Source organism: Acinetobacter sp. IK40 (genome assembly GCF_035615075.1).
GTDB classification, from domain to species: Bacteria; Pseudomonadota; Gammaproteobacteria; order Pseudomonadales; family Moraxellaceae; genus Acinetobacter; species Acinetobacter courvalinii.
The window spans coordinates 466940-483783 of record NZ_JANBOE010000002.1 but is presented as its reverse complement, the minus strand read 5'-3'; the positions used below and the strand labels follow the sequence as shown (position 1 = coordinate 483783).

19 protein-coding genes are annotated in these 16844 nt (G+C 41.6%); 12 read left to right on the top strand and 7 right to left on the bottom strand.

Annotated elements, in window-relative coordinates:
* The first annotated feature begins 420 nt into the window (after positions 1–420).
* Entirely contained in the window at positions 421–1611 is a 1191-nt protein-coding gene (locus tag MSG93_RS06335) for an MFS transporter (protein WP_324621005.1), read from the top strand.
* Between the two features lie 60 nt (positions 1612–1671).
* On the opposite strand, the gene MSG93_RS06330 is transcribed toward MSG93_RS06335, so the two are convergent.
* Entirely contained in the window at positions 1672–3108 is a 1437-nt protein-coding gene (locus tag MSG93_RS06330) for a trehalose-6-phosphate synthase (protein ID WP_324621004.1), read from the bottom strand.
* The gene (gene otsB / locus MSG93_RS06325; RefSeq protein WP_324621003.1) at positions 3096–3956 is read right to left on the bottom strand and encodes a trehalose-phosphatase; all 861 of its coding nucleotides are present in this window, start codon (positions 3954–3956) and stop codon (positions 3096–3098) included. Before otsB ends, MSG93_RS06330 begins: the two co-directional genes overlap by 13 nt.
* A 253-nt stretch (positions 3957–4209) precedes the next feature.
* Between otsB and MSG93_RS06320 the strand changes: the two genes are divergently transcribed.
* From MSG93_RS06320 to MSG93_RS06290, 7 genes are all read left to right on the top strand, one after another.
* A complete protein-coding gene (locus MSG93_RS06320) occupies positions 4210–4398 on the top strand; it encodes a hypothetical protein (RefSeq protein ID WP_005230176.1) in 189 nt (62 codons plus the stop codon).
* Positions 4399–5098: 700 nt separating this feature from the next.
* Entirely contained in the window at positions 5099–6130 is a 1032-nt protein-coding gene (gene moaA, locus MSG93_RS06315; protein ID WP_324621002.1) for a GTP 3',8-cyclase MoaA, read from the top strand.
* A gap of 24 nt (positions 6131–6154) precedes the next feature.
* Positions 6155–6406 carry a MoaD/ThiS family protein gene (locus MSG93_RS06310; RefSeq protein ID WP_324621001.1) on the top strand — a complete coding sequence of 84 codons (252 nt, stop codon included), beginning with the start codon at positions 6155–6157 and terminating at the stop codon, positions 6404–6406.
* A gap of 2 nt (positions 6407–6408) precedes the next feature.
* The gene (locus MSG93_RS06305; protein WP_324621000.1) at positions 6409–6924 is read left to right on the top strand and encodes a molybdenum cofactor biosynthesis protein MoaE; all 516 of its coding nucleotides are present in this window, start codon (positions 6409–6411) and stop codon (positions 6922–6924) included.
* A 17-nt stretch (positions 6925–6941) separates the two neighbouring features.
* On the top strand, positions 6942–7865 hold the full coding sequence (gene moaCB / locus MSG93_RS06300) for a bifunctional molybdenum cofactor biosynthesis protein MoaC/MoaB (protein WP_324620999.1): 924 nt from the start codon (positions 6942–6944) through the stop codon (positions 7863–7865).
* Positions 7865–9094, top strand: coding sequence for a molybdopterin molybdotransferase MoeA (locus tag MSG93_RS06295; RefSeq protein ID WP_324620998.1), 1230 nt, complete (start codon positions 7865–7867; stop codon positions 9092–9094). The genes moaCB and MSG93_RS06295 overlap by 1 nt, the downstream gene beginning before the upstream one ends.
* Positions 9095–9274: 180 nt before the next feature.
* Positions 9275–9757 (top strand): winged helix-turn-helix transcriptional regulator, encoded by a 483-nt coding sequence (locus MSG93_RS06290; RefSeq protein ID WP_009515465.1) that lies wholly within the window; start codon positions 9275–9277, stop codon positions 9755–9757.
* Here MSG93_RS06290 and MSG93_RS06285 read toward each other — a convergent pair whose 3' ends face one another.
* Positions 9758–11155, bottom strand: a complete 1398-nt coding sequence (locus tag MSG93_RS06285) for a PLP-dependent aminotransferase family protein (protein ID WP_324620997.1) — start codon at positions 11153–11155, stop codon at positions 9758–9760.
* Positions 11156–11277: 122 nt separating this feature from the next.
* Here MSG93_RS06285 and MSG93_RS06280 point away from each other — a divergent pair, with 122 nt between their 5' ends.
* Positions 11278–12141 (top strand): DMT family transporter, encoded by an 864-nt coding sequence (locus MSG93_RS06280; RefSeq protein ID WP_324620996.1) that lies wholly within the window; start codon positions 11278–11280, stop codon positions 12139–12141.
* A 6-nt stretch (positions 12142–12147) separates the two neighbouring features.
* Here the strand turns inward: MSG93_RS06280 and MSG93_RS06275 are convergent, their stop codons facing one another.
* The 4 genes from MSG93_RS06275 to tusD are packed head-to-tail and all read right to left on the bottom strand — an operon-like array spanning position 12148 to position 13557.
* Positions 12148–12459: a TusE/DsrC/DsvC family sulfur relay protein gene (locus tag MSG93_RS06275; RefSeq protein WP_005230193.1), complete on the bottom strand. Its 312-nt coding sequence runs from the start codon at positions 12457–12459 to the stop codon at positions 12148–12150.
* 39 nt (positions 12460–12498) lie between these two features.
* Complete coding sequence (locus MSG93_RS06270; RefSeq protein WP_324620995.1) at positions 12499–12783, bottom strand: hypothetical protein; 285 nt, start codon at positions 12781–12783, stop codon at positions 12499–12501.
* Between the two features lie 11 nt (positions 12784–12794).
* Positions 12795–13145 carry a hypothetical protein gene (locus tag MSG93_RS06265; RefSeq protein ID WP_324620994.1) on the bottom strand — a complete coding sequence of 117 codons (351 nt, stop codon included), beginning with the start codon at positions 13143–13145 and terminating at the stop codon, positions 12795–12797.
* 43 nt (positions 13146–13188) lie between these two features.
* Positions 13189–13557 carry a sulfurtransferase complex subunit TusD gene (gene tusD, locus MSG93_RS06260; RefSeq protein ID WP_005230196.1) on the bottom strand — a complete coding sequence of 123 codons (369 nt, stop codon included), beginning with the start codon at positions 13555–13557 and terminating at the stop codon, positions 13189–13191.
* Positions 13558–13624: 67 nt separating this feature from the next.
* Between tusD and MSG93_RS06255 the strand changes: the two genes are divergently transcribed.
* From MSG93_RS06255 to MSG93_RS06245, 3 genes are all read left to right on the top strand, one after another.
* Positions 13625–14632: an SDR family NAD(P)-dependent oxidoreductase gene (locus tag MSG93_RS06255; RefSeq protein WP_324620993.1), complete on the top strand. Its 1008-nt coding sequence runs from the start codon at positions 13625–13627 to the stop codon at positions 14630–14632.
* A gap of 114 nt (positions 14633–14746) precedes the next feature.
* Entirely contained in the window at positions 14747–16141 is a 1395-nt protein-coding gene (gene fumC, locus MSG93_RS06250) for a class II fumarate hydratase (RefSeq protein WP_005230200.1), read from the top strand.
* A 119-nt stretch (positions 16142–16260) separates the two neighbouring features.
* Complete coding sequence (locus tag MSG93_RS06245; protein ID WP_324621034.1) at positions 16261–16752, top strand: hypothetical protein; 492 nt, start codon at positions 16261–16263, stop codon at positions 16750–16752.
* The last annotated feature ends 92 nt before the right edge of the window (positions 16753–16844 follow it).

Here is a 16844-nt window from a genome sequence, read left to right as displayed (position 1 = left end):
TTCAAATGGCGATTCAGCGTTTAATTGGTTTTGGGAAAAAAGAAGAGTTTAAGGAAATTTTGGCAATTTTAAGAAAGCAGAATCCTGATAGGATAAGGGTTCTGTGAAATTTGTCGTGTACAGAGATATAGATGCTAATTAAGCCATGAATATACTTCGATTTATGATTGAATATGTTTAGTAAAATTAAAAAAGCCTTAGAAATAAGCAGTTTAATTTTATTGTAAATATGGAATTAAGTATTTGAAATTTAATAACTTTATATTTGTAAAAAAAGATGTTTTTCATGTAATTTTGTGTATAATTTCGCCATAAAAGCCTCTGTGAATTTATAGAACTGCTCTATAGATCCACAGGGGTTTTTCTATGGAGATTTATCTGAGATGGAAGATCTGAGTTAATTTGTGTGGATGGTATTAAATGATCCTTTTTTCCAGAGCTGCCCTTGTTGATCCTGAAATTCAATTAAGTGCTCAACGTCTTTCAACTCGCTTCAGCTTTTTCGGCTTGGGTTTTGCTACGGCTGCCTGGGCACCGCTGATCCCTTTTGCGCAACAGCGTCTGCATTTTAATCATGCAGATTTCGGCTTATTGTTGTTATGGGGTGGCTTAGGCGGCATGCTGGCTATGCCTGCGACGGGCAAAATCGTGCAGCGTATTGGCTGCCGTGTACCAATTGGCTTTGCTTTATTGTTGCTCGCCGTTTTGCTGCCAAGCCTGAGTTTATGCAGTACTCCTTTGATGATGGCTATCTCCTTATTCTTATTTGGTACAGCCTCAGGAAGCTTGGGTGTTGCGCTTAATATCCAGGCTGTGGTGGTCGAGAAGAATAGCCTGAAATCGCTGATGTCCGGCTTTCATGGAATGGCCAGTCTGGGCGGATTGGCCGGTGTACTGACCATTACTGCATTACTGGCCTTGAGTGTTTCACCACTGGTGAGTGCGCTGGCAGTGAGCTTGCTGTTGGTACTTATCGCCGTTCTTTTAGCGCCCCTCAGTATAAAAGCGGTGGAAAATACAGTACCAGAAGTATCCTCGACCGTTAAAAAGTCACTTCTCCAGCGTTTGCCACAACCTTTGATTGTGCTGATCGGGTTGGCTTGCTTTATCATTTTTATGATGGAAGGCGCAGCAATGGACTGGAGCGGGATTTATTTAACCCATGAATATGGGGTAAATGCTGCCTTTGCAGGATTGGCCTATACCTTTTTTGCGATTGCCATGACCACAGGACGTTTTACCGGACACACTCTGATCCGCTATTTCGGTGAGAAAAAACTGCTCAGCTATAGCGCGATTTGTGCCGCCCTGGGTTTGGCACTGGTCAGTATTGCACCGCATTGGTGGCTGGTATTACTGGGCTATACTTTAGTTGGTGCTGGATGTTCCAATATCGTACCGATCATGTTTTCACGTGCCGGACGTCAGACAGTCATGACAAGCGCAGTCGCACTGTCTTGTGTGTCAACATTGGCCTATACTGGCATACTGGTCGGGCCTGCTATGATTGGAATGATTGCTGAGCTGTTCGGTTTAAGTACGGTTTTTATGGCTTTATCAGGCGTATTATTGCTGATTGTGGCATTAAATCGTTGGACTTACGTGAAATAAGATACAGATAAAATTGAACTGGCAATATCTGGATATTGCCAGTTGCTTGCAGAATGGCTGTTATAAATTTTGATAAATCGGATTAACGTTACGCATTCCCATAAATCTGAAATCCTGTAAAGCGGTTTTGTACTGTAAGTCACTAAGAAATGCATTGCGCCAGTCATTAATATCAAAATCTTTTAAACCTTTCATCAGTTGTTTGTAGCGTGAAATACGTTCTTGACGCGGCATTTCCAGCGCTGTTTTCAAGGCATTGACCATCGCCGTTTTATCGGTCGGGTCTACCAGAATTGCTTCTGACATGTGTTCGGCGGCGCCTGCATATTTAGACAAAATTAACACGCCTGGATTAGACGGATTTTGTGCCGCAATATATTCTTTTGCCACCAGATTCATGCCGTCACGAATTGAACTGATCCAGCACACATCGGCCTGACGATAGATTTGCATCAAGTGATGATGTTTCATTGCATCATAGATACATTCCACCGGTTGCCAGTCTTCTTGGGCAAATTCCTGATTAATCATCTCGATCTTAATTTTAAAACGCTCAAATAAACGTTGATAAGCAGGGACTTCCAGACGACACGGGCAAGCAATCTGCAAATGTTGAATATGTTGATGATATTCAGGATATTGCTCTAAAAATTCTGCATAGGACAGGAAACGTTCCAGCAAACCTTTTGAGTAATCGATCCGGTCGACGCCAATAATGGTTTTCGCGGCATTCAGTTCCACAGGACGGGTAATGAAATCCTGAACATCGATAAACTGTTGGGCTGCTTTTTGGATGGCTGTTGGATTGACCCCGATCGGATAGCATTTAATCAGGGTCAAACGTTGATGGTAGCTTAATAAAGTCTGCTGAAGCTTTTGTGCTTTCAATAAGGATGTGCAGACTTGCATACATACTTTCTGATCTTTTTCGGTTTGCAGACCCACCACATCGTACTGACACAAGTCTTCAATCAATGCCTGTGCACACGGAATTTTTTGCCAGATAAATAAAGGAGCAAAAGGGATATGCAGGAAGAATCCAATCTTGTTTTGCATACCCAATTCACGGCAATATTTTGCCACGCTTAAGAAGTGGTAGTCATGTACCCAAATGGTATCGTCGGGTTCTGCAATTTCTGCAAGTTTTTGAGCGAATAAATAATTAACTTGCTGATAACCTTCATACTCCGATGATTTATATTCAATCAGATCAGAACGATAATGCATGGCTGGCCAAAGTGTATTATTGGCAAATCCGGCATAATAATCTGAATATTGCGACTCAGTTAAAGGGCAGGTGATATATTCAACGTCATCTTTGCGAAGTAAATTAAACTGTACCTCATCTGGTGTATCGACTCTTTCTCCGTTCCATCCGAGCCATACACCGCCAATATCATCTAAAGCATCTTGTATCGCCACAGCAAGTCCACCTGCCGAAGCCTTTTGCCCGTTTGGAATACTGACACGATTGGATAAAATAATTAATTTAGACATATTTTCTCTCCACCTAAGTTGTTGTTGCCCTTAATGTTGTTGATATTGTTGTCATGGTTTTGAACATGCTCTAAAAATAATTCTAAAAAATCATGAACTTGTTTTGTGTCTTCAAGTTGGTATCTGGCATGGGTCAATCCTTGGCCTACTTTGATTGAAATACCTTGTTCAATCTGATTGACAATATAAAAGCCATCTTCATCCGTAACGTCATCGCCAATAAAAATGGGTGCATAAGCATCTTGTTGCTTGAGGTGTGCTAAAACTTCCTTAATTGCCAGACCTTTATTGGCTTGTGCGGGAATTAACTCATAAACGAATTTGCCTTGAATTAATTTCAGCTGAGGAAATACTTGCTGGGTTTCCAGTATTATTTTTTTTGCAATATTTTCCAGTTCAGGCGCTTTTCTATAATGTAAAGCGATTGAAGAGGTCTTATTTTCAATCAGTAAGTCAGGATAAGAGCTACATGCTTTAGTTAATATGTTGTAAATATAAGAAATTTCTAAAAAATTGTTCGATGTTTTTAATTGTTTTTCTTTACCTAGATATATTTCTAAGCCATGTAATGCAGCAATCGGAAGATCAATCGTTTCAAATAGTTTACGTGCAGATTCAATATCTCGTCCAGTTACTGCGACCACCGGAATTTGTTCTAATATTATTTTATTTATAATATCTAAAGTGCTCGATGGAATATAGCAATCATTAGGATCTAATTGGAAATCTGATAAAGTCCCATCTATATCCAGAAACAGGCATGGTTTATTATTATTCGAGCTAAGCTTATCTCTCAGACAGGTTAAATAATCTGATGCTGAACTTATTTTATCTGTTCTATTGTTCAATTTTAATATCTCTTATTACCATTTTATTTTATTATAGAGCGATAAAAAATTTATAATAGTTGAGTTGTCAATAAGCAAACATAAGCAGAACGTAATTTACATTAGTAATGTTTGTAATACATCGTAAATTTTTCTTACATTTCTCATATAGAATGTTTTGGTATTTAAGATTTATATAGTGCATGGCTCTGTTGTAGTACATACTTCAATATATTAATTTTTAATAAACTGTATTGAGTCTAAGGAGATGAATATGCAAAAAGTATCTGACTATTATGATGATTTTCCTGAATTTAATCCTGCAAATTATGATCAGGAAGGAAATTACAAACCTGAATATATGATTAAAAGAAGCAAAATGTTTCAATCAAAAGATATTAATGAAAAACTATATAACGAGAAAAAAGATCTCTTGGTAAAACATAAGAAGTTAATATATTGATGAGTATTTTGTGATTAAGTAATCATTTTTAGGTCAGTTTGTTGTTATGTGTCTCATATAAAAGGGCTTTTACATAAAAATGAAAAGCCCTTTTTATTTTGGATTAAAATACTTTTGTGAAAGTGTAATTGTATGAATTTTAATAAAATTTTATTTCTATAATGCTGGGTTGAGTTTTGTTTCATTTAAATTTTTATAAAAAACAATAAACCTCAATATATTAATGCGTGCTTTGTTATCATAATTGTAACTTAAATTGTCTTATATTAAGTTGTTATAAGCTTGTCATCTCAAAGTCATGCGGCTATCCATAGATTTTTTTGAATTCAGATAAAAGGTCTTGACCTTCCGTTATCCAAGACGCCATATCATAAATATGTACCTGTACGTTTGCAGCCAGTAATGGTTTAGACGATCAGGGTATTGATTTTATTATAATGATGCACCAAATTTAATCACTGCTGAGCAAATTGCTTGAAAATAGTGCATGCAATTTTGAACAAAAATATGCAAGACATCAGATATTTTTATGCGTAAATTGAATGTGTTGCTGATTTGTATGAATCAGCAGCAGCAAGCTTGAACACAGGATGTGATTGGAATAATTATTGCTGTAATAAAAAATACTTTGATTTAATACATCAACAAACCTGCACAGAACTTGTGCTGGGCCAGTTAAAAGATCTACAAATGAGTGCGTATGATGAAGCATGAAAAACTTGAAACGACTTTACCGGTTCTTCAGGACCAGTATGGTCGTATTAAGCGTAAGTTACGGATTTCCGTGACGGATCGCTGCAATTTCAAGTGCATTTATTGTATGCCTGAGCATCCTGAATGGATGAAAAAACAGGATTTGCTTAGTTTCGAAGCCTTATTTGCCTTTTGCCAATATATGGTCGGGCAAGGGATCGAGAATATTCGTATCACGGGTGGCGAGCCGTTAATGCGTCAGGGCGTGGTGCATTTTATTGCTGATTTACAACGGCTAAGAGCGTTCGGCTTAAAACGGATTTCAATCACCACCAATGCCCATTATCTGGCGAAGTATGCACAAGCTTTGAAACAGGCGGGTTTAGACGATCTTAATATCAGTCTGGATAGCCTGAATCCGGCCCAGTTCAAGCAACTAACCAAAAAGGAACTTGTACCCGTACTCAATGGTATAGAGGCTGCAAGAAAGGCTGAGCTGCCATTTAAACTCAATTGTGTGTTAATGAAAGGTCGAAATGATGACCAGATTGTGCCGATGGTACAGTGGGCAAAACAACAGAGCATCCCATTGCGCTTTATCGAGTTTATGCCACTGGATGGTGATCGGCACTGGACGAATGATACGGTGGTCACTGAAGCGGAAATTTTAGCGCAACTCCAGCCACATTATGAGGTTCAGCTTTTACCACAGCAGCATGAGCCTGCACGGATCTATCAACTCGATGGCGATTATCCACTTGGTATTATTTCGACCATTAGCCATTCATTTTGTGGCGATTGCGATCGAATCCGTTTAACGGCTCAAGGTGAACTTTATAATTGCCTGTTTGCTCAACAGGGCTTAAATATCAAGCCTTATTTACAGGATATACTTCAACAGAATAATGAGTTAAAGCAGCTTGCGTTATTGCAACTCGAACAACAGCTTAAACCTTATATCTGGCATAAAGCCCAAGGATATCATGCCATACAACAGCAACACACCCGTAAAATCAGTATGCATATGCTGGGTGGTTAAACCCGCATGTGATCTGGAGTAAATATGCAAACCATTGAGATTAAAATTGAAGCTTTTGGCGCAATTGAACGATTGTTACCCAAGTCGCTAACATTCGAGTTTGCAGAAAATCAAAGTGTCAAAGATGTATTGACCCAGATAGTAAAACTCTATCCTGAGGCTGATCAGGCCATGGAAAAATGTGCCTGCGCAATAGGAGAAGATATGGTGACGCGTCAAACCGTATTAGATAGATCTTGTACTTTAGTACTGTTGTCGCCAGTAGCAGGAGGCTAAATATGCGTGAATTTGCCCGAGTACAGGATCAGCCGCTAAGCCTTGACAGCTTTGATCCCATTCAATCCTTTCCTGAATGTGGGGGAATTGATATTTTTATCGGCACAGTGCGTAACCATCATGAAGGTAAAGCGGTCAAGGCCTTGAAATATACCTCCTATACGCCCGTTGCTGAAAAGATGATTCGTGAAATCGAACAGCAAGTCAAAGACAAATATCAGGTTTCTTATGTTCGGGTGCTGCATCGTATCGGTTATCTAGAGGTCAGCGAAACGGCAATTATTGCCGTTGCCTATGCCGCTCATCGCCGTGAAGCTTTTCAGGCCTGTGAAGAAGCTGTAGAACGGGTCAAACATGAGGTTCCAATCTGGAAAGAAGAGTTTTTCATGGATGGCACCAGTCACTATGTGGAAGGCTGTTGTATCCGCAAAGATACGGCTGAATCAACGTCTCAGGCTGAGCGGCATCAACATGTTCATCATTCAGAAAATTGCACACATACGCATACACACGAATAAAGTCTCAGGAAGTTAAAATGAAAAATGTTGGGATGAAACCCGAAAGTTACCGTGTAGCTGAAGCACAAGCAATTTTACATGCACCCGCCCATTGTATTCAGTTACTTCGTGATGGAAATACCGAAAAAGGCGATGCCTTAAAAACCGCGCGAATTGCAGGCATTCTGGCAGCGAAACGCACAGATGAGCTGATTCCGCTGTGTCATCCCTTACCGATTTATCGTGCTGATGTGGAATATGAGCTGCAGGATAATCATGTGGTGATCTTAACCACAGTTGAAACCATCGGACCGACAGGTGTTGAGATGGAAGCTTTGACGGCTGCCAGTCTGGCTGGATTAACCCTGTATGACATGCTGAAACCGCATTGCGAACCTGAAGAGCTGTGTCTGGATCAATGCAAGTTACTGAAGAAAAAGGGTGGTAAATCCCACTTTAAACGCACTTTGCGTCAGCCTGTTTCTGCTGCTGTGATTGTGCTTTCGGATACTGTGGCTTCGGGACGTAAACCGGATACGGCAGGTAAGTCCGTGGTTGAGACCTTGACCGAAGCGGGCTTTGATCCGATTCATTATCAAATCCTGCCTGATGAAGCTGACCAGTTAAAAGATCTGGTTCTGGAGTTAACTAAATCTTATGCTTGCATCATGACGGTTGGTGGAACAGGAATTGGCAAGCGTGATATTACGGTGGATACGCTTGAGCCGCTGCTGGAAAGAAAACTGGATGGTCTGATGGAAGCGGCACGTTCATTTGGTCAGAAGCGCACGCCTTATGCGGCGATGTCACGTGGTGTTGCAGGATTTATTGATCGTTCGTTGGTGGTGACTTTACCAGGCAGCCGTGGCGGGGCCAGTGAATCTATGGCTGCGATTTTACCTGCATTGGTACATATTTTTGATGTCTGCCGAGACTTACCACATCCGGGAGGTTATGAATAATGTCTGGATGTGGTGCTGAAAAAGGCTTGATCAGTATTGATGATGCATTCGCACTGATTCAAGCTCAAACCAAAATCTTAGCCACTGAGACCTTGCCTTTGGGCGAGTGTCTCAATCGTTATCTGGCTCAAGTGATCACTGCTCAGGTGAATTTACCCAGCTTCTCACAAAGTGCAGTGGATGGCTATGCAATCCATAGCGTTAGTGAAAACTTGCAAGATGCGACTTTCTCGGTGATTGGAGAGATTAAGGCCGGTAGTGAAGCGGATGTACAGCTTACAGATGGACAAGCCGTTCGTATTTTTACTGGGGGGAAAATCCCTGAAGGAACCACCCATGTAGCTCGGCAAGAAATTGTACATGTTGAAAGCGAGCATCTGATCCGTTTGACTGAGCATATCAAGGCTCAGGCCGATATCCGTTTTACCGGAGAAGAAGTGCAGTGTGGGCAACAACTGGCGGAGCCTGGTCAACGCATTAATATCGGTGCTTTGGCCGCTTTAAGTATGGCAGGCGTGAAAACACTTGAAGTATTTAAACAGCCCAAAGTTGCTGTGGTGATTACCGGTGATGAAGTTGCTGAAACTCCCGATGATCTACAGGCTGGCAAAGTGTTTGATGCCAATGGTCCGCTGTTAAAAGCCTGGTTGCAAGACTATGGGCTAGCGGTAGAAATACGACATATAGCGGATGAAGCAGAGCAGGTGACACAATGCTTTGAACAGCTCAAACTACATTATGATGTGATTATTACCACAGGCGGTGTTTCTGTAGGGGACTATGATTTTGTCCGTCCTTGTGCCTTTGAAGCAGGCTTTGAGCAGGTGTTCTGGAAGGTCAAGCAAAAACCAGGCAAGCCTTTATTTTTTGCTGAATATACGGCTCCCAATCATCACTGCTATATACTCGGTTTGCCTGGTAATCCGGCAGCCGTGTATGTGTGTATGCAGATGTATGGCAAGGTTCTATTCGATGCCTTACAAAGCCAGACTCAATCTCTGGAATGGTTTAGCGCAATACTGACCCATGATTTGAAGTCGGATGCACGTGAGCGATTCTTACGGATGCATGCCTACTTTGAACAAGGCAAACTCAAACTGAAAAGTCTTGCCAAGCAACAATCGCATATGCTGAGTAATCTGATGCAGGCCAACTGTCTGGTACGTATTCCTGCGCATATCCAGCCTGAAGCAGGAATGGAAATGAACGGATTATTCATTCGCAATTAAAGGTTCAGCAGAAAGGAGTAAAATTTGTGAATATTGTCACTTTTCGCCAAGTGCCAATATTGCATCTGATAGATAAGGTAGTTTAGTGTATATTTTATATTGTTTAGTTTCTAAACATGACGGTTCAAGACATAGATTCCATGTCTGCAAAAACTTTAAAAAAATGATTAGGTGATAATAATGAAATGGGAAGAAATTGGTGATCAGCCATGTTCAGTAGCTCGGACGCTTTCAGTATTAGGTGATCGTTGGACAATGCTCATCTTACGTAATGCATTTATGGGTGTACGCCGTTTTGATGACTTTCAACGAAGTCTGGGCTTAACCCGTCACGTCCTTTCAGAACGCTTAAAACGTCTGGTCGAGCACGAGATTCTAATCAAGGTACCGTATGTCGACCGACAGGAACGCTTTGAATACCAACTGACTGAAAAAGGTTTGGATCTGTATCCGATCCTTTTGGCGATGGTGCAATGGGCGGATAAATGGATGGATATGGGACTGGGCAAGCCGCTTGAATTTACGCATAAAAGCTGTGGCAAGAAAATTAGCCCGAAAGTGATCTGTTCAGAATGCGATGAGCCCATCCATGTCAAAGATGTCCGCGTAGCTGCTGGTCCGGGCTATTTTGCTTTTATCGAACAGAAACAAAAAAGTGCATAATCAACCATGCTGATGTGCTATTTCATGCTGAATCGCATGCGATAGCACCTCGAAAATTTTTGGGTTCTGGCATTGCGCTACATTAAAGCGAATAAAATTTTTAAACTTCTGGCTTTGGCTAAAGGCATTGCCAGGTGCCAGAATCACGCCTTGTTCCAGACAGTATTGAGCAATTCGTGCGGTATCCAGATGTTCAGCTAATTCACACCATAGAAATAGACCTGCCTGAGGTTTCACCCACGGCTTGATGCCCAGTTTCTCTAACTGTTTGATGGTTGAGTCCATGGCTTTTGCCAGATCTATTTTCAATTCATCCAGATATTTACGATAGCTACCATCCGTTAAAGCTGAAAATAAAATTTCTGCGCAAAGGTTATTGCCGCCAAAGCTGGTCGCAATCTTGATGTCCGTTAAATCCTCGATCCACTCCGGTTTGGTTGCGATATAACCTGTGCGGACTGCGCCAGATAAAGTTTTAGAAAAACTACCAATATGAATGACGCGAGACAGACCATCCAGTGCTGCGAGTCGTGGCGCTGTGTGGAGTTCCAGGTCTGAAAAAATATCATCTTCAATCACAATCAGGTTAGATTGCTCAACCAGTTTTAACACCTGATAGGCTTTGGATGCGGTGAGTACGGCACCGGTCGGATTATGAATGCCTGAATTGGTAATATATAAGCGGGGATTATGTTTGTGAATCGCTTCCGAAAATGCCTCAATATCAGGTCCGGTTTGCGTATAAGGCACGCCAATGATCTGAATCTGGTGAACTTTGAGTAAGGCGTGAAAATTAAAATAACAAGGATCATCCACCAGTACCACATCATTTGGTTTCAGGAAATAGCGGCAAATTAAATCAATGGCCTGGGTGCCGGAGTCTGTCAATAGAACCTGATTAGGAGTGGCCTCAATCCCTTTGGTCAAAATTTTACGGGAAAGCAATTCACGTAACGGTGCTAAGCCTAGTGGGGTGGAATAATCAGTCAGAATATGTGAATGGGCTCTGGAGACTTTGCGCATTGCTTTGCGTATATTTTCATGCGGCATCCAGTTATCGGGTAACCAGCCACAGCCTGGTTTGAGTACTCCTTGTTTTGCTTCTAGTGCTTGTCTGGAAATCCAGAGCGGGTCAATATTGCGGTCAATTTTAGGGTGAATTTCCGAGATTGATAACGGCGCCAGTGGCCCGGCTACAAAGAAGCCTGAACCTGTTTTTGCTTCGATCAGGCCTTGCGCCGCCAGACGTTCGTATGCTTCTACTATGGTCGATACAGACAGGTTCAAAACAGCAGCCAATGCGCGCACGGAAGGAAGACGCGAGCCAGGCACCAAAGAGCGAGTTTTAATCTGATCATGAATATGCTGTATCACAGAATCAATTTTCGTGCTTTTCATAGGTTTGAGCCTGACTGTGTTGGATTTTATACCAGTACAGTTATTTAAAATTGTACTGTAGTGTGTATGGTGCGTTCACCTTAGCACAGTTTAAATTCTGCATATAGATCTGGAGAATTTAAATGAAGTCTTTAAGCAGTGGCTGGATCAATGGCTTTATTGGCGTGGTCATATTTGCAGGTTCTTTACCTGCCACCCGTGTGGCGGTCATGGATTTTAGTCCGACCTTTTTAACAGCGGCAAGGGCTGCGATTGCAGGACTTTTAGGCTTGGCACTGCTTCTATTGTCACGACAAAAATTGCCTGAGAAAAAACACTGGCTGCCCTTATTTTATGTCGCCCTTGGCGTGGTGGTTGGATTTCCTTTATTTACTGCGCTAGCACTTCAATATGTCAGTGCGGCCCATACTATTGTATTTGTGGGGTTATTGCCGTTGGCGACTGCGATTTTTGGTGTAGTGCGGGGAGGAGAAAGACCCAATCTCGCATTCTGGTTGTTTGCTGTTTTAGGCGGAGCGCTGGTTTTTGGTTTTATGATGTTTCAGACCGGTGCCTGGTCATTTGGTTATGGTGATGTTTTCATGCTATGTGCCATATTACTCTGTGGTTTTGGCTATGCAGAAGGCGGGCAGCTATCAAAGTATTTAGGGGGCTGGCAAGTGATTTGCTGGGCACTGATCATAACCTTACCGATCATGTTGTTGCTTTCCTATCTCTACTTACCAGTCAACTTTACGCAGGTTTCAGTTTCTGCAAAGCTGGGTTTAGCCTATGTCTCGTTATTCAGTATGCTGATCGGTTTCTTTTTCTGGTACAAAGGTCTGGCGCAAGGCGGGATTGCCACTGTAGGCCAATTACAACTCCTGCAACCGATATTTGGCCTAATCATTGCTGCGGTGCTGCTGCATGAACAGGTCAGCATCGCCATGTTTGCGGTTACGGTTGCTGTAATTATATGTGTAGCCTGTGCCAAGAAATTTGCTTGAAGGTGATTATAAACAGTTTGCCGGTTTGGGTACGCCCGCTAAACGGCTTAAATGGCGGGCAACCAGACCAGTATTAAATCGTTGCTGTAACTCGGCATTATTAATCTCAGGACCGACCGTCTTCATTAAAAACTTAATCAATGGGCGGGTCGCGGGTGAATGCCCAAATTGCTGATAAAACTGACGTACGGCATGGAGGACCTCAAAATGCCAGTCGGTCAGTTCCAAATCCAGTGTTTTCGCCAGTTCCTGAGCCACTTCAGGGTTCCAGATGGTGTAATCGACCAGATGACCGTCTTGATCTAACTCTAATTGCATAAATAGCCTAAGTAAATTTTAAATAAGTCCGATAAAAAATTATTTTAAGGTGATACAGCGTTTAAATTGCAAAACTAAATCTGCAAATGCTGCGTAATCAATCACTTTAACATGTTCCTGATTCTCATTACTCAACAGGCTCAGTTCATTTTCCAGACAGTAGAGATGAGCATAGCGGCTAAAAACTGTCGCTGGAATAGCCAAGCTAGCATCACCCATAATCACGATATGGTCATCAGATTGTGCCATTTGTGCTAACTGTTCCCAGATTTTATCGAGATTGCCATACGAGGATTGAACTAAAAATAAAGCACTATTTTCCATAGTAAAAGTCCTTACCAATACAAAATATGATCAAAAGAACGGATGAATTCAGGGGTGATTTCGACAAATTCAATTTCCTGATCGGTGTTTTTTATAATGCTAAGTTTTTGATTTTTATGTTCAATCAAAATCGGATTCAGATCATAGAACTCAAAACTGTCGACCATGTTGGCGGCGATTTTAAAGGCGTGTTTGAACTGGTCAAATTCTAATTTATTGTTCAATAAACTCAATCCGGCATCTCTTAATAATACTTTGACAGAAATACCAAAGGTTGCTAAAACCATAGTTGCAGACAGACTTTCATTGGTCTGCAAATTCGTTAAATTAGGCTGCGTTAGGATGACAAGTACAGATTTCACACAATTTACCTTTTTAAAGCAACACTCTATTAAAGAACTTAAATTAAAATTGAATTAAACGAGAACAGCTTTGCACTGCATCAGCAAGCTCTCCAAGCCCAACCAGCTCAAAACCTTGTGCCAAGTTGTGATGTTGAAGTGAATGACGCTGTGCATTGCCAGCATCAGTGATTCCCCGAGCAAGGGCAGCACTGACACAGACAGGGAGTCGAATGCTCAGTTTTTGCCATTCCTGTTTCAGGTTGCGTTGATCATCAGGAAACCACTGTAAATCGTTCGCAACGTGAACACCGTCTTGGTAAAAGAAAACACGAAAATCTTCATGCTTATTTTGTAATGCTTGGGCTAAACCGAATGCATGCCATGCAATCACAGACGTAGGCGGAGAAGTAATTAACAGTAGTGTACTCATTGAACATTCACTATGGTCATAGTAGGCAAAATGATGATGGACAGATTAAAAAGAAGGTAAGTATACAATGATTTTGGTGACAGGTGGTTTAGGCTTTATCGGTTCACATATTGCCTTGAGTTTATTGGCTCATGGGCAAGAGATTGTCATTGTTGATAACCTGGCTAACTCAACTTTACAAACTCTGGAACGTCTGGAGTATATTTCAGGCATGTATATTCCTTTTGCGAAACTGGATGTACGGAATACGCCTGCATTAAATAAAGTATTTGAACAATATTCAATTGATACCGTCATTCATACGGCAAGTTTTAAGTCTTTGGAAGAATCTACTTTAAAACCACTCGAATATTATAATGATAATGTCAGTAGTATCATGAGCTTATTACGTGCGATGCAACGGATGGGGGTGAGACAGTTAGTCAATCTTTCCAGTTTGGCCGTCTATGGTCAGTCTGATCCAGCACTTTCAGAAGAAACAGCATTTAATCATAACTCCGCCAATCCTTATATCCGCTCGCAGCAAATGGTCGAAGATATTATTGCGGATACCTATAAGGTCGATCCTGAATGGAAGATCGTCAATCTACGTTTATCTAATATTGTGGGTGCATTCGAGCACGGTGTTCTGGGGGAGTATGTCACCCAGTTACCTAAAAATATTGTACCTTTGGCACTACAGGTCGCTGCTTTGCAACGTGATTGTATTGAACTGCAAAATCAGGCTCAAACGCAGGATGGCACGGTTGAACGTAGCTTCTTACATGTTCTGGATGCGTGTGATGCGATTCTAATGACCTTGAATTGGCTAAAAGCTCAGTCTGGATGCCTGGAATCATTCAATATTGCACATACCCAACTGACCTCAATTCAAAGTTTGCTGGACGAGATTTCCAAGGTCACTCAGGCTGAGGTCCGTGTACAGCCTGCAATCTATCAACATGATGAATTAGCTCAGCTGGGTGCCAATATCGAGAAGGCGCAGCGTATTTTAAACTGGACACCGAAACGGTCTTTGGCACAAATGATTGAAGATGAATGGCGTTTTTATCTGAATACTCTGAAAGGTAATTAAGATAATGATTCTTATTTACATATTTGACTGGTTTGATTAGGATAAGCTGACCAGCCAAAGCATTACTTTGCTTCAGCCCGTGAAAATTTTAACCAGATAGAGCAGAGGTTGTTTATGCAAATGCGAATTGAACACGACACCATGGGTGAAATCGAGGTTCCGAACGAAGCCTTGTGGGGTGCGCAAACGCAAAGAAGTTTACAGAACTTTAAGATTGGTCAGGAGCGTTTGCCACGTCCGATGATTCGTGCGATGGGCTTAGTCAAAAAAGCGGCCGCGATCACCAATGCTGAATTAAAACAACTTCCTGAAGATTTAAGTCAATATATTGTTGGTGCTGCGGAAGAAGTGATTGCTGGGCAGTGGGATTCACAATTTCCACTGGTGGTCTGGCAAACCGGTTCGGGTACGCAAAGCAATATGAACTGCAATGAAGTGATTGCCAATATTGCCAACCAGAAATTAGGACAGGTATTGGGTGCACAAAAACCCGTTCATCCGAATGATCATGTCAATCGTGCACAATCAACCAATGACTCTTTTCCGACCGCGATTCATGTTGCTGCCAGTCTGCAAATCAATGAACTCCTGATTCCTGCGGTTGAAAAGTTGAAACAGACCTTACAGCGCAAATCAGAAGAATTTGATGACATTGTCAAAATTGGTCGTACGCATTTACAAGACGCAACGCCTTTAACTTTGGGTCAAGAGTTTAGCGGCTATGTATCGCAACTGGAACATGGTTTAAAACGCTTGCAACAGGCATTGGCTGGACTGTACGAGTTGCCTTTAGGTGGTACCGCAGTTGGAACCGGTTTAAATGCTCATCCTGATTATGCGGTGAAAGCGGCTGAGCAATTGGCCATCTTGACGGGTCTGCCGTTTGTGACCGCGCCAAACAAGTTTGAAGCTTTGGCTGGCCGTGATGCAGCGGTATTTGCATCGGGTGCATTGAAAACCTTGGCTGCAAGTTTAAATAAGATTGCCAATGATATTCGCTGGTTAGCGAGTGGGCCACGTTGTGGTTTTGGTGAAATCCGTATACCTGAGAACGAACCGGGCTCGAGTATCATGCCGGGTAAAGTCAATCCCACCCAGAGTGAGGCCATGACCATGGTGGTCGCTCAAGTTCTAGGCAATGACACCACCATTAACGTTGCGGGTGCATCTGGCAACTTCGAGCTGAATGTATTTATGCCCGTGATTGCTTATAACTTATTGCAATCGATTCAGTTGCTGGGCGATGCATGTAATAGCTTTAATGATCACTGTGCAGTGGGAATTGAACCGAATCGCGACAAGATTGATCACTTCTTACATAACTCTTTGATGTTGGTGACTGCGCTAAATCCTGTGATCGGTTATGAAAATTCTGCCAAAGTGGCGAAAACCGCTTATAAAGAAAATAAAACCTTGAAACAGGTTGCTGTGGAGCTGGGTTTGGTCACTGCAGAACAATTTGATGAAGTGGTTAAACCTGAAAATATGGTTTCTCCGAATAGTAAATAAAAATCTTTAATCGGTAAGATAAAAAATCCTTCTGCTCGTGGAAGGATTTTTTTATGAGTAGTTTTTATAAAGTGAACTGCGTACAATACAGTTTTGATTTATCTGACTGTTGCTTCATTATGCTCAATATTTATTTAACGGATACTAAAACCAACATCCAGTTTTCTGATTTACCCAATGAAAATCCTGTTAAGTTTCTGTTGAATTTAAAGAAAATTTTTCCAAGTACCGCTGATTTACTGCTACCAGTATTGCCAGAAGACAATAATCTGGAAAACGTAACCTGGGAAGCAACCTCAAAAGATTTTGACGTGTTTAAAAAGTTACTGGAAGGTTGGGGCGTGATTGAGCTTCGTCTAAGTGCAATTACTACCTATAAAGATAAGAATTTTGCCAATGAGCTGGTGAAAAAAGCACAAGTTAAGCGGAAGCAGATTGCCCAGACACAACCTCAATTATCTTTGGTTGCCTTGGACTATGTGTTAATGCATGAGATTCATGCCTTGATTGATGCTGAACTGGTCATGATTGGTGAAAAATTCTATTTACCAACATTGCGCGAACTTTGGAAGGGTCAATTCTCCGAGCAAATTTTGCAATGTAAATTCTAAGATTTAAAAGCAGACCTCGGGTCTGCTTTTTTATACTCGATGAATAAATGTAGACGTATAAATCTTGATCTACAAACATTTACAAGATTTTT